Below are 13,116 nucleotides of genomic sequence, written 5' to 3' on the forward strand. Positions count from 1 at the left end.
AAAACAGAGGGCGCAAAACCCTCTGAATGAATCGGAATTAATTTAAAATTTTTATTTTGACCTGTTTCTTTCCCCAGCGGTACGCTGAAGATTTTTCAGGGAAAAAGACATCAATCCGTCTTCCTTTAATGGCTGAGCCCGTATCTGCGGCAACGGCATCCCCGTATCCGTCTACGTGGACTCTTGTGCCGAGCGGAATGACGCTTGGGTCTACTGCAATGACCTTGGCATTCGGATTGCTTGTCAGGTTAACGCCTGTAGCCGTATGGCCGGAACAGCCGCTGCAGCTTGCGGTATATGCCGTGGAAGACACGGTAATCACTTTACCGGAAGATCCGGCTTCGCCCGAAGATGCCTTCACCGGTGCACTGAGCTGCTCAATCTTGGGACTGTGCCGCTTTGTGCCGACCGCAATGATCTGATCTTTGCTTTTTTCAGATGTTTCTTCTTTGACAAGCTTTCTCGATACTTCTTTTCCATTTTCTTTGACAACATGAAAATGCTTTTTAAGCTTGCCTTCTTTTCCTTTTTGAACGATCTTTTCTTTCCCGTTGTCGAGAGACGCATCCTCTTTTTCTTTCACTCGATACGCTATTTTTTCCTCAACTACATCGGTGACTTTTTCGATACGAGTGATTTGTATGCCGGCCTGATCTTTTGTGAGCTTTTCGTGTAATGCCGGTTTTACTTTATCTTCGTCTTTCATGTCCATCTTATGCTGCGTTAAAAAGTCAGCGACCGTAGTCGAAGTCGTCCATATTTTCTTTTTCTTTCCCGCATCATTTACAGTGACCTGAAAAGCCGGGTCGACCGTGACTTTCATGCCGTTTGTCACTTTCGTATCTGCTGCTGGATCTATTTTATCGTGCTGATTCACAGGTGTATGCTGTTCGTTCAGAAATGCGCCGACTGTTTTTGCCGTTGACCATAAAGTCTTTTCTTCTCCGCCTCTTGTCACACGGATTTGCTTTGCAGCATCATACACGACATTCATGTTGTCAGCCAATGCTGTCTGCTTAGACGGGGTAATCCGGTCTTCATTTCTTGTCTCTATATGTAAATCTTCCAGAAGTTCCCCAACCGTTTTTGCATGAGTGCGTATTTGCTTTTTCTTGCCGTTGATAGAAACAGAGACTGATTGTTTTGAGAGCTCATGTGCCCCGTATGCAGTCCCGGTTCCGCCCAGCAGAATAATAGCTGCAATAAGAATAACCTTGCTTTTACCAAGCTTTACGGAAAACAGTTTTTTCATTTTTTGTGTGATGAAAAACGCCTCCTTCTCCTCGGAGAGATTATATAGAGTATCTAAAATGCTGTCAACCCTCCCATCTCGAAGATCAAAAACCTTCAGCGTATCCCTCATTATGCAAAAACAAAGCAAAAAAAGGAAGAGAGACATATCGACAACCTATCTTATGAGGAGAAAGAAGCTTGTAGAACCGTTTTACATATCCACTGAATCGGACAAGCCTTTACACGTTACGACAGCGCATTTTGTCAGTTCATGCGGAAAAGTCTTTTTGCGTTTTCGGTTGTTATCGAAGCAATTTCTTCATACGTCATTCCTTTTAATTCCGCGAGCTGTTCAGCAACATATTTCACGTAGCTTGGCTCATTTCGTTTGCCGCGGAAAGGATGTGGTGTCAGGAAAGGACAGTCCGTTTCGATCAGCAAACGGTCATTCGGAATTTCCTTTGCCACTTCTTTTGGTTTCTTCGCATTTTTGAAGGTAACCGGCCCTCCGAATGAAATATAGAAGTTCATATCCATACACTGCTGCGCAACCTCCGCGCTGCCCGTAAAGCAGTGCATAATGCCGCCGACTTCTTCCGCTCCCTCTTCTTTCAAAATCGTGACAACATCCTCAGTCGCATCACGGTTGTGAATGATAATTGGAAGGTTCACTTCTTTGGCGAGCTCGATTTGTTTCCGGAATACCTCTTTTTGGATATCCTTCGGTGATTTGTCCCAGTGATAATCAAGGCCCATTTCTCCGATTGCCACGACTTTTTCATGAGCGGACAGTTCCTTAATCCATGATAAATCTTCCTCTGTCATGTCAATCGCGTCTACCGGATGCCAGCCAATCGCAGCGTATATAAAGTCATATTCCTCAATCAGTTCCATTGCGCGCGTGATGGTAGGTTTGTCGAATCCGACAACGACGATTCGTTCAACTTTTTCAGCCTTTGCACGCGCAATGACTTCTTCCAAGTCTGTGTCAAATTGCTCGGCGTTTAAGTGCGCATGTGTATCAAAAAGCATCATAAAAACTCCTTTCTTGTTGAAAAACAAAAGGTGTTCGACGAAATGTTACACGTGAAACACCTTTTGCATCTATTATTTAATTCTAGTGCCTTTCGGTAATGACTGGTCGACAGCTACAACCTTAAGGACGCCGTCAGATTCTCCTGCCAGTATCATCCCTTGGGAAAGCTCGCCTCTCAATTTTACCGGTTTTAGATTCGTTACACAAATGATCTTCATTCCCACAAGCTGATCCGGTGTGTAATGCTTCGCAATACCTGATACAACTTGGCGCTGTTCAAAGCCCAGATCAATTTGCAGCTTCAGCAGACGGTCCGCTTTTTTCACCGGTTCTGCGGACAAGACTTCTGCGACGCGAAGTTCTGTATCCATAAATTGATCAAACGTAATTTCCGGAAGACGCTCTGCTTCTTGCGGCTCTTCTGTTTTTTCTTCTTTCACAGGAGCAGTCCCTTGCATTTTTTGCTTGATGTAAGCTACTTCCTCTTCAGCTTCAAGACGAGGGAAAAGCGGCTCCCCTTTTTTCACTTTCGCGTTCTTTAATTGGCCGAATGTCTGAATGCTGTCCCAAGCTTTAAGAGACTGATCCTCAATTCCGAGCTGAGCAAACATTTTTTCAGGCGTCTGCGTTAAGAAAGGCTGAAGCAGTACGGCCGAAATACGCAATGATTCAGCTAAATGATACATGACAGAACGTAATTCTTTTTCTTTTTCCGGATCTTTGGCCAGCACCCACGGAGCAGTTTCATCAATATATTTGTTCGTACGGCTGATTAATTGCCATAGCGTTGATAAAGCCACTGAGAACTCCATGTTTTCCATTGCCTTTTCATATGCTTTAACCGTTTCACCGGCTACAGAAGAAAGCTCTGAATCAAAATCGGTCACATTTCCTTCATATGAACCGATCTCACCGTCAAAATATTTTTGGATCATAGCAACTGTACGATTCAGAAGGTTTCCTAAGTCGTTTGCCAAGTCATAATTAATCCGTTCTACAAAACCTTCCGGCGTAAAGACACCGTCTGAACCAAATGGCACTTCGCGAAGCAGGTAATAGCGAAGCTCATCCAAGCCGTAGCGTTCAATCAATGTTACCGGATCAACGACATTTCCTTTTGATTTCGACATTTTTCCGTCTTTCATCAATAACCAGCCATGCGCGAATACTTGCTTAGGAAGCGGGAGATCAAGCGCCATCAGCATAATCGGCCAGTAAATGGTATGAAAACGGACAATTTCTTTACCGACAAGGTGGACGTCAGCAGGCCAGTACTTTTTGTAAAGCTCATCATTTTCCGTATCGTAACCGAGCGCCGTAATGTAGTTGAACAATGCGTCAATCCATACATACACGACATGCTTCGGGTTTCCCGGCACTTTTACACCCCAGTCAAACGTCGTTCTGGAAACGGCCAAATCTTCAAGCCCCGGTTTAATGAAATTGTTAATCATTTCATTTTTGCGTGATTCAGGCTGGATGAAGGAAGGATTGTCCTCATAAAACTTCAGCAGGCGGTCTGCATATTTGCTCATGCGGAAGAAGTATGACTCCTCTTTGATTAATTCGACTGGGTGGCCGCTGTCCGGGCTTTTTCCGCCGACAACCTCACCCTTTTCATTTCGTTCCACATCCACCAGCTGTGTTTCAGTATAGAATGTTTCATCAGGGATGCTGTACCAGCCCTCATACTCATCAAGATAGATATCACCATTATCAAGAAGCTTTTGGAACACTTTCTCAATAATTTCTTTATGCCGGCTTTCCGTCGTCCGGATGAAATCATCGTGAGAAATGTCGAGCTGCTTCCATAGTTTTTGGATCTCAGCCACAGCACGATCCACGTAAGCCTGAGGTGTGATATTCTCTTCCTCCGCTTTCTGCTGGATTTTTTGTCCGTGTTCATCCGTTCCTGTCAGGTAGCGTACGTCAAATCCCTTTAATCTTTTGTAACGCGCCATCGCATCGCCGGCCACGGTAGTATAAGCATGGCCGATATGTAATTTTCCGCTCGGATAATATATCGGGGTCGTAATATAAAAAGTATTATTGTCTTGCGGCATGTTGCAACCTCCCATTCAGAATGTCGAAAAGCTCACGCCCAAAGGACGAGAGCGGTTTTATTTGATATACAATATTGATATTTGTCCTCTATCTATGATACCATCTTAGCCTTTAAGATCAAGGATATATACGTACTGCGCGTAAAAGAGTAAATAAAATTAAAAATTTTTATTGAAATTAAAAAAAGTCTTAACATGTCGAAATTTGTCGTATATAATCTACTAATATAAAACATCTTGGTTCGAAAGTCTTGATTTAAAAGGATTTTCAGTAGGATAATAGGTTTGAAAAAGCAGTCAAAAAGCCTGTTATTTCAGGATTTCCAAGGCTTTACTTACTATAAGAACTAATTCTTACAATCAATAGTAAACAAAAAGATTGACGATTATTGGAAACCTTGTTATGCTAGGAATGTAAGGAATTTTGTCGAATAATGACGAAGAAAAATATAAACTACAAAATAATTATCTCTCGGGAGGAGACTGTTAATGAAATCTACTGGTATCGTACGTAAAGTTGATGAACTTGGACGCGTAGTTATCCCTATCGAACTTCGCCGTACACTGGGCATCGCAGAAAAAGACGCTCTTGAAATTTATGTTGATGATGAAAAAATCATCCTTAAAAAATATAAACCAAACATGACTTGCCAAGTTACTGGTGAAGTTTCTGATGATAACCTTAAACTTGCCGGCGGCAAATTGGTACTCAGCAAAGAAGGCGCTGAGCAAATCATCTCTGAAATTCAAAATCAGCTTCAAAACCAAAAATAAGTTATTTCATACAAAAACCGTTCTTGTTACGATACAAGAACGGTTTTTTTTATGATTGAATGTGATAAGCGTCATAAATCTCGCGTTTCGGAACATTCCGATCTACCGCTGTTTGTTTTATGGCCTGTTTGGAAGACGCTCCTTCGTTTATGTAATGCTCCACATGCTCTTTCTCAGAAAGCTCCGTCCACCAAGGCTTGTCATCTTCATCCGGTTCAGCAGCTTGATTGCCTTCGACAACGAGACAGAACTCACCGCGGATTTGGTCTTCATTTGCCCATTCCATCACCTCGGCGACCGTTCCTCTGATAAATTCCTCGTACTTTTTCGTTAATTCTCTCGTGACGGCGATGTTTCGATTTCCCAAAACGTCATGCATGGCGGTTAACGTTTCTTTTAATCGGTGCGGCGCTTCGTAAAAAATCAACGTTTCCTGGCGTTTTTTCAGGATTTCGAGTTCTTTCTTCTTTTCTTTTTTCTGTCTGTTTAAGAATCCGTAGAAGAAAAACGGCTGCGGGGTGATGCCTGATGCGGTCAGCGCGGTTAACGCCGCATTTGCACCGGGAAGCGGAACGACATAACCGCCGATTTGGGTAAAATCTCTTACAATCTCAGCCCCCGGGTCGGAAATTGTCGGCATACCGGCGTCACTGACCAAAGCCACATTCTTTCCATTTTTCAGCCATTCAATAATTTTATGGCCGCTGCTTTCTTTGTTGTGTTCATGATAACTGGTAAGAGATGTTTCTATGTCATAGACGTGGCACAGCTTTTTCGTCTGTCTCGTATCTTCGGCAGCTATAACATCGACCGATTTCAGCGTCTCCACTGCACGAAAGGTCATATCCTCCAAGTTGCCGATCGGTGTAGGAACAAGATAAAGGATTCCCATTTCAGATTTTCCGTTAAAACTCATCTGGCGACTTAACATATACAGCCTCCTTGCTGCTTCGTTTTTCTTCTATATATTGTTCTTTTTTCTTTCGGGTCAGCTGCTTAAAACGGTATTCCGCCTGCATGGCTTCCCGTTTTGTGTCAAATGATTCCGCATGGCATAACGAAACCGGCCTCCGCGCCCTTGTGTACTTCGCGCCCTTTCCCTCATTGTGAGTTTTCAGCCGTTTTTGCAGATCATTTGTATAACCGGCATAAAGACTGTTGTCATTGCACAGCAGCACATAAAAGAAATGACTATTTGTCTCCATATAAAATCGTGCGGATCTCTTTCGTATATTCATTTTGTTCATCATATACAAACAGCGGAGGAAGAATTTTCAGGTCAGGTCGGCCGCCTTTAATTCCTTCAACCAAAATAGTGTTCGCTTCTTTTCCTTGTTTCGGATAAATAAACTGAACCCGCTTCGGTTCTATTCGGTACGCTTTCATTAATTCAAAGATTTCCAAAAGCCGTCCCGGCCGATGAACGAGCGCCGCTTTTCCGCCTTGCTTCAGCAGTTTGCTGCTGACGGAAATTACATCTTCAAGCGTGCAAAGAATTTCGTGCCTTGCGATTCTGAGATGTTCGTTCAGGTTCTGCTCAGCCTCTTTCGGTGTTTTAAAGTAAGGCGGATTGCAGGTGACAACATCATATTTATTATGTCCGAGTCTTTCCGGCATATTTTTCAGATCATCATGAATGAGGCTGATCTGACCGCCCAGCCCGTTGTATTCCACGCTTCGGAGCGCCATATCATACAAACGCTCCTGAATTTCAACCCCGGTGATATCCGCCTTTGACCTTGTACTGAGCAGAAGCGGCACAATTCCATTCCCCGTACATAAATCAACGATGTTTCCCTTTTGAATCGGAACGTATGCAAACTTTGACAGCAGCACGGCATCTAATGAAAAAGCGAAAACTGTCGGGCTCTGTACAATTTTCATATCCTCTGCTAATAAGTAATCCAATCTTTCATCATCACGTAATGAAACCATAATCTTATTCCTTTCGGTACTCTTTGAAAAAGGCTTCCGACATCAGCGGAAGCCTTTTCCTTATTTTTTATTTAAGAAGGACAGACAAAAAAGGCAATCTCCCTTGCGGACGCTCCCATAATGGACGTTGCAAATATGAAAGCCTTCTTGATACAGCCGGGCCAGATTGTCGTAGCCTTCTCCTATATCACTTTGCTCTGCCTTCTGTGTTTTTGTTTCTTTCTGATCGGCTTTGAATTGCTCAATTTGCTCTGTCGTGTCATCAAGCCGCTTACGCAAATGCTTGTTTTCAAGCTGCAGATGGTGATTCTCTTCAATCATTTCGCCGATATGCTGCTTTAAGTCACCCAGCTGACGGTACAGCGAACCGATTTGTTCCTCCAGGTTTATGACAGTATCAAATAACTCTTTTTTATCCAAGGTTCCACACCTCGTTAATCTGTGGTTTGTGCGGATACGACGCCCTCTTCCAAGAGCTCTTCCCAAGTATATTCTATCACTTTTTCACGATTCTTCAGTTCCACCTGAAGCACCCGTTCCAGAATATTAAGACCGACAACCTTTGCGGGGCCGTTTGCCGTCGTAATCATTTCACCTAAATCCGGCAGCTGTTCTTTTGCCGTCTCATACTCATCATTTTCGTACTTCAAACAGCACATCAAACGGCCGCACAGACCGGAAATTTTCGTTGGGTTCAACGATAAATTTTGATCCTTTGCCATTTTGATGGATACCGGTTCAAAATCACCGAGGAACGTGGAGCAGCAAAGCATTCTCCCGCACGGGCCGATACCGCCGAGCATTTTCGCCTCGTCCCTCACACCGATTTGGCGCAACTCGATTCTTGTTTTAAAGATAGAAGCCAAGTCTTTGACCAATTCCCTGAAATCAACCCGTCCGTCAGCCGTGAAGTAAAAAATGACTTTATTGCGGTCAAACGTAAACTCAACATCAACGAGTTTCATATCTAAGCCGTGGTCAGCCACTTTTTTCTGACAGACTTCAAAGGCGGACAGGGCCTCTTGTTTGTTTTCTTCTACGATGAGAAGATCGCGTTCATCAGCAACGCGAATAACCTTTCGAAGCGGAAGCACAACATCGTGCTCGTCCACTTGTTTATTTGCGATGACAACCTGCCCGTATTCGACACCTCTTACAGTTTCAACAATGACGCAGCTGTCCTGTTCTATATCAAATCCGTTCGGATCAAAATAATAAATTTTCCCCGCTTTTTTAAAGCGGACGCCTATTACGTTGTACAAGCTTATCCCTCCTGCAACGTTAACACCAAGTGCTCCATTAATCCCTGTGTATTCACATTGGAATGAAGCCGTTTTTTTGCTTCTAAAACAGCGAGAATTTGGTTCGTAACGCTTTGTTGTGTAAATTGCAGCGCATGCTGTTTTATTGATTGGAATAAGTCTTGATAAATCAGTTTATCTTCATTTCCAATTTGGATGGATAATACATCACGGTATATCAATAAGAGCATATCAAGACCCATTTCTTGATGGGTTTTTTCTTTGAAAAAGGGCACCCACTGATCCTGAATGAAGAAAAAGGCATGTCCTTTCCGCTGATGTAAGACTTCATACAATTTTATCACTTTCGCTCTGGACTCTGCAAACTCATCATTTCGACTTAATTCGACTGCTTCCGCAATATTATTTGTCATATTTGCTAAGAGTCTGGCCATGTGAGGGCTTACTTCCTGTTCAGCCAGCCTTTCTTCTATTGCTTTCGGCTGAAGCGGCTGAAACGGAAGAACCTGGCATCTCGAAACGATGGTATCCAATATTCTGTGGAGCTGCTCAGTAATCAGAATAGCGATAGTGTCTTGACTCGGCTCCTCTAAAAATTTCAGCAGACTGTTTGCCGCATTTGTCGTCATTTGATCCGCATGGGATATAATGTACAGCTTTTTATGCGATTCCAGTCCTGTTTTAGAAAACTCCTCCTGAAGCGATTGGATCTGAGCCTTTTTAATGGATAATCCGTCGGGCTGAACCACATGCAGGTCGGGGTGGTTTCCGGAATCAATACGCTTACAGTTCCGGCACTCCCCGCAAGGCTCAGTCCCGTCTTCAAGGCAAAAAAAGCTTTTTGCGAGAAGCAGTGCGGCATCCAATTTGCCAGTACCTTTTTTGCCTTCAAACAGATATGCGTGAGAAAGCCTTTTCTTTTCAATGCTATTATGCAAAAGCCGCATCACTCTGGGCTGCTGCCCGGTCATTTCCTTCCATGATATTGCCATTGTATCACTCTCTATGTGTAAAGGTTAATCAATAAACCTTTTATTTCTCCGATTCGATCCAGCAAATCAATTGCCGGTTTTTCCTGATCTAACATCTCTTCCGTCAGCTGGAGCAGCTTTTCATCTATTTCTTTCACAAGCCCCAGGGTCCGGCTGCTGCCGTACATGTCAAAGCTTTTCGTCGTTTCATGCGATAATCCGCTGTCAACGGCCTCTTTTACAAAACGTTTTACCAATCCTTTGAATTTCGCTAAGTCTTTGAAGTTCCTCGACTTCGTCAGTCTTTTCCCGAACGTTTCTATATCCGTTAAGAACCTGCTCAGCTGGTCAAATTTCAGCTTGCTGCTTTGGCTGTCCATTGAACTTTTAAACGTCCCGGAAAGCTCTGCCGCTTTATAAGCAGGCTGCTGCTTCTTCTCAATAAATGTGCGTAAGTCAGAATTTATTTTCACGTCGTCAAATCCTTAAAATTGATGAAATTCATCGACCGGAAGGACAAAGACCGTCGCTCCGCCGACTTCCACTTCGACAGGATAAGGAACGTAAGAATCCGCATTCCCGCCCATCGGGGATACCGGGGCAATCATCTGATCACGTTTACAGCCATTTTCTTTAATGAGGCTGAGCGCTTTATCGACACGGATATCCTCCACCCCGATCATAAACGTCGTATTGCCTGATTTAAGAAATCCGCCTGTTGTCGCAAGCTTCGTCACCCTGAAGTTGTGGTCGGTTAATACTTTCAAAAGTCTGTTGCTGTCTTGATCCTGCACCACTGCCACTATTAATTTCATTCTATAGGCCCCCTTTAGGTTGGAAAGAACATGGTCGTTACATTCATTATATCAACTTATGAGAAACAGGTCACAACTGAATTTTTTTCAATGTTTCATTTATCACCTGAAGTACGTCCTGAATGACGAGTTCCTTCTTTTTCGATGCGTCGATTGTATGAAATCTTTCAGGGAAACGCTGCATCACCTTTTGGTATCCTTCACGTACTTTCGTGTGAAAGTGCAGGGCCTCAAGATCAAGACGATTCTTTTCTCTTGAATCATTCGACGTAATCCGTTTCAGCCCTTCTTCCGGATCGATAGAAAAATAGATGGTGACATCAGGCATCGTATCGCCGATTGCAAACTGGTTAATAGAAAGCACTTCATCAATGCCGAGCCCTCTCGCATAGCCTTGATAAGCCAGCGAACTGTCGATAAAACGATCGCACAGCACAATGCGTCCTTCTTCCAATGCAGGCTGCACCTTTTCGGCTAAATGCTGTCTTCTCGCAGCGGCGTAGAGCAGCGCCTCCGTTTTTGCATCCATCAGTGTATTGTTTTTATTTAAGATCACTTCTCTGATCTGTTCCGCAATGTCGATGCCGCCCGGTTCTCTTGTCGCTGTCACCGGAAGCCCCTTTGCCGACAGAATCTCTTTCACTTCCTGAAGCACAGTCGTTTTCCCTGCGCCTTCAGGACCTTCAAATGTAATAAATAAACCGCTCATGATTTCTCCTCTTCTGTATAAACAAGTAGTTGTTCCCCGTTTAACAAGCCTTGAATATGTGCGTCCATACCGATTAAACGGGAAAGCTTTTGTACGATCTCTTCTGTTACCCGTTCTCCGTCCATGATCAGCGGAATTCCCGGGGGATAAGGAATAATGTTCCCCGCATGCAAGCGCCCGGCCGCCTTATTTATATCCGTAAGCTCTTTTGGAAACTTCCGCATCTCATTTTGCGGATATTCAAGTGTCGAAATGGACGGAAAGGTCCAATTCACGGTATCCGGCAATTTATCGGGCGGTGTATTCTCCAGTTTCTGCTGTATGTTTCTTACGGTTTCCTGTTCTATCATCCGCCGGCCGCCTATCGGCAGGACGAGCAATACTTGGTACTCGTCAGCCAGCTCGGCAACAATGTCTTCGCTCTCCAAGATACTTTGTAATGAATAGCCGGAATGTCCGAGCTTTGACCGAAGAATGAATTTTAACGGGTCCGCCCTGAGCCCATATCCGGAAGGCTCGATCATTTCAATAGAAGAAATCGACGCGAACGTTCGTTTGATTTGTTCAATATGCGCCATATGACCGGGGAGTGTCCCTTTTTCAGCGATATCCTGAACATAGGCGCGCGCCGTATCTAAAGAGGCCATTATCGGATATGACGGGCTGCTGCTTTGCAAACTGCTTAAATAATAGGTTAATCGATCTCTGTCAATACGGGTGCTGTTTAAATGAAAGTAAGATCCCATCGTCATAGCCGGAAGCGTTTTGTGAGCCGATTGAACAACGGCATCCGCCCCCATATCCAATGATGATGGCGGGAACGGTTCACCTAACACAAAGTGAGCGCCATGAGCCTCATCCACCAGTACAGGAACGCCGTATGAATGGGCTTTGTTAACTGCCGCGGTCAAATCGGCAGCATGCCCGTAGTAAGTCGGATTAGTCAGAACAAGGCCTTTCGCATTCGGATATGACGCTAACGCTTTTTCAATGACCGGTAGGGATACATGGGCCGGCACATGCATGTTTTTATCAATTTCCGGCGCTAAATACACCGGCTTGGCTCCAGCCATTGCCACCGCATGGAAAACAGACTTGTGACAATTACGCTGGATCAGAATGGGCTCGCCCGGTTCACAAACAGCTAAAATCATCGCCAGATTGCCGGCGGTCGTTCCATTGACGAGAAAGAAGCTCTCCCGAGAGCCGTATAGCCTGCTCAGCAATTCCTGTGCTTCCTTGATGACCCCCGCCGGGTGATGTAAGTCATCAAGCCCTGTGATCTCAGTCATATCAATAGATAAAAGAGATTGATATACAGATCTGGCTTCATCAAAAAAGACATCTCCATTGTGATGTCCCGGAACATGAAAAGAATACGTATTTCGGTGCGCATGCTTCAGCAGCGCTGTATATAAAGGTGTGTCCATATTTTAAACAAATCCTTTGCCTGTCTTTCTTATTATATCGTGCCTGTGAGCCAACTTAAAGCTAAGACTTTTTGCCAGCTAGCCATTATCCCGGCCAGACTTCATATCAAGCAGTTTCTTTTTCAAATCGCCTTCCATGATCATGAGCTCCTCCTCGGCCCGCCTGCGCTTCATCCTGCCTTCTTCTTGAATAGACATGATTTCTTCCAGTGTGGTGACTAAGCTTTCTTGCACTTTTTTTAGGGTATCTGCCTCAACAAGTCCGCGCTCATTGGCTTTGGCGGTCTCGACTGTACTTGTTTTCAGAAGCTCAGCATTTTTCAGGAGCAATTGATTCGTCGTATCCGCCGCCTTCTGCTGTGCATCTGCCGCACTCCGCTGCTTCATTAGTGTCAGGGCGATGGCAACTTGATTCTTCCATAAAGGAATAGCCGTAACAATGGAGGACTGAATTTTCTCTGCCAGTGCCTGATTCGTGTTTTGAATCAGACGGATTTGCGGCGCACTCTGAAGCGTAATCTGCCTGCTCAGCAGCAGATCATGCACTCTCTTATCCAGACGGTCGGCAAACTGGCGAAGGTCATTCACTTCCTGAGCGGCCATTTGATTGTGTTCCCCTAATTCGGCTTTTCTTACCGCTTCGGGAATCAGCTTTGTTTTCAGCTCATCTAACTTTAATTCACCCGCCGCTATATACATATTCAAGTCAGAAAAGTATCGTTTATTTTGGGCGTACAGCTGATCTAACCATTTATTATCACTCAACAGTCCATTTTTAAAAAGTTCCAGCCTTCTGCTGATACGGTCAATCTGCACACTTGTCTTTTGATACTTCGAAAGCACTTCCTGCACAGATCCGGATACCCTTTTGAACAAACGGGCAAAAAA

Annotated in this window: 15 protein-coding genes (1 of these 15 running past the window's edge); 1 reads left to right on the forward strand and 14 read right to left on the reverse strand. The window is 44.2% G+C overall.

Annotated features, from left to right (window positions below; all coding sequences use genetic code 11):
* Positions 1-37: 37 nt before the first annotated feature.
* The 3 genes from AUL54_RS10495 to metG form a co-directional block, all read right to left on the reverse strand.
* Complete coding sequence (locus tag AUL54_RS10495) at positions 38-1,363, reverse strand: resuscitation-promoting factor (protein WP_101605623.1); 1,326 nt, start codon at positions 1,361-1,363, stop codon at positions 38-40.
* Positions 1,364-1,497: 134 nt separating this feature from the next.
* Entirely contained in the window at positions 1,498-2,265 is a 768-nt protein-coding gene (locus AUL54_RS10500) for a TatD family hydrolase (protein WP_060963776.1), read from the reverse strand.
* A 75-nt stretch (positions 2,266-2,340) separates the two neighbouring features.
* The gene (gene metG / locus AUL54_RS10505; protein WP_060963777.1) at positions 2,341-4,332 is read right to left on the reverse strand and encodes a methionine--tRNA ligase; all 1,992 of its coding nucleotides are present in this window, start codon (positions 4,330-4,332) and stop codon (positions 2,341-2,343) included.
* A 483-nt stretch (positions 4,333-4,815) separates the two neighbouring features.
* Between metG and abrB the strand changes: the two genes are divergently transcribed.
* A complete protein-coding gene (gene abrB, locus AUL54_RS10510; RefSeq protein ID WP_169510469.1) occupies positions 4,816-5,106 on the forward strand; it encodes a transition state genes transcriptional regulator AbrB in 291 nt (96 codons plus the stop codon).
* A 49-nt stretch (positions 5,107-5,155) separates the two neighbouring features.
* Here the strand turns inward: abrB and rsmI are convergent, their stop codons facing one another.
* The 11 genes from rsmI to AUL54_RS10565 all read right to left on the reverse strand — a co-directional run.
* Positions 5,156-6,037, reverse strand: coding sequence for a 16S rRNA (cytidine(1402)-2'-O)-methyltransferase (gene rsmI, locus AUL54_RS10515; RefSeq protein WP_060963778.1), 882 nt, complete (start codon positions 6,035-6,037; stop codon positions 5,156-5,158).
* Positions 6,012-6,311, reverse strand: coding sequence for a GIY-YIG nuclease family protein (locus tag AUL54_RS10520; protein ID WP_047478056.1), 300 nt, complete (start codon positions 6,309-6,311; stop codon positions 6,012-6,014). Before AUL54_RS10520 ends, rsmI begins: the two co-directional genes overlap by 26 nt.
* Positions 6,298-7,041, reverse strand: coding sequence for a tRNA1(Val) (adenine(37)-N6)-methyltransferase (locus tag AUL54_RS10525; protein WP_049627760.1), 744 nt, complete (start codon positions 7,039-7,041; stop codon positions 6,298-6,300). Before AUL54_RS10525 ends, AUL54_RS10520 begins: the two co-directional genes overlap by 14 nt.
* A gap of 60 nt (positions 7,042-7,101) precedes the next feature.
* Positions 7,102-7,461 carry a replication initiation-control protein YabA gene (gene yabA / locus AUL54_RS10530; protein WP_016936514.1) on the reverse strand — a complete coding sequence of 120 codons (360 nt, stop codon included), beginning with the start codon at positions 7,459-7,461 and terminating at the stop codon, positions 7,102-7,104.
* 14 nt (positions 7,462-7,475) lie between these two features.
* Entirely contained in the window at positions 7,476-8,303 is an 828-nt protein-coding gene (gene ricT, locus AUL54_RS10535) for a competence/sporulation regulator complex protein RicT (protein WP_004264723.1), read from the reverse strand.
* A gap of 2 nt (positions 8,304-8,305) precedes the next feature.
* The gene (gene holB / locus AUL54_RS10540; RefSeq protein WP_060963779.1) at positions 8,306-9,295 is read right to left on the reverse strand and encodes a DNA polymerase III subunit delta'; all 990 of its coding nucleotides are present in this window, start codon (positions 9,293-9,295) and stop codon (positions 8,306-8,308) included.
* Between the two features lie 11 nt (positions 9,296-9,306).
* Positions 9,307-9,747: a YaaR family protein gene (locus tag AUL54_RS10545; RefSeq protein WP_047478049.1), complete on the reverse strand. Its 441-nt coding sequence runs from the start codon at positions 9,745-9,747 to the stop codon at positions 9,307-9,309.
* A gap of 12 nt (positions 9,748-9,759) precedes the next feature.
* Positions 9,760-10,089 carry a cyclic di-AMP receptor DarA gene (gene darA, locus AUL54_RS10550; protein WP_004264734.1) on the reverse strand — a complete coding sequence of 110 codons (330 nt, stop codon included), beginning with the start codon at positions 10,087-10,089 and terminating at the stop codon, positions 9,760-9,762.
* Between the two features lie 70 nt (positions 10,090-10,159).
* Positions 10,160-10,798, reverse strand: a complete 639-nt coding sequence (tmk, locus tag AUL54_RS10555) for a dTMP kinase (RefSeq protein ID WP_016936511.1) — start codon at positions 10,796-10,798, stop codon at positions 10,160-10,162.
* Positions 10,795-12,228 carry an aminotransferase class I/II-fold pyridoxal phosphate-dependent enzyme gene (locus tag AUL54_RS10560; RefSeq protein ID WP_060963780.1) on the reverse strand — a complete coding sequence of 478 codons (1,434 nt, stop codon included), beginning with the start codon at positions 12,226-12,228 and terminating at the stop codon, positions 10,795-10,797. The genes tmk and AUL54_RS10560 overlap by 4 nt, the downstream gene beginning before the upstream one ends.
* A gap of 78 nt (positions 12,229-12,306) precedes the next feature.
* Positions 12,307-13,116 carry the 3' portion of a toxic anion resistance protein gene (locus tag AUL54_RS10565; RefSeq protein WP_060963781.1) on the reverse strand. Its footprint extends 309 nt past the window's final position, so only the last 810 of its 1,119 coding nucleotides appear in the window; its start codon lies off the right edge, out of view — the gene reads right to left on this strand; its stop codon occupies positions 12,307-12,309.

Origin of the sequence: Bacillus sp. SDLI1 (assembly GCF_001553895.1) — a bacterium.
In the GTDB taxonomy this organism is placed as follows: domain Bacteria; phylum Bacillota; class Bacilli; order Bacillales; family Bacillaceae; genus Bacillus; species Bacillus siamensis.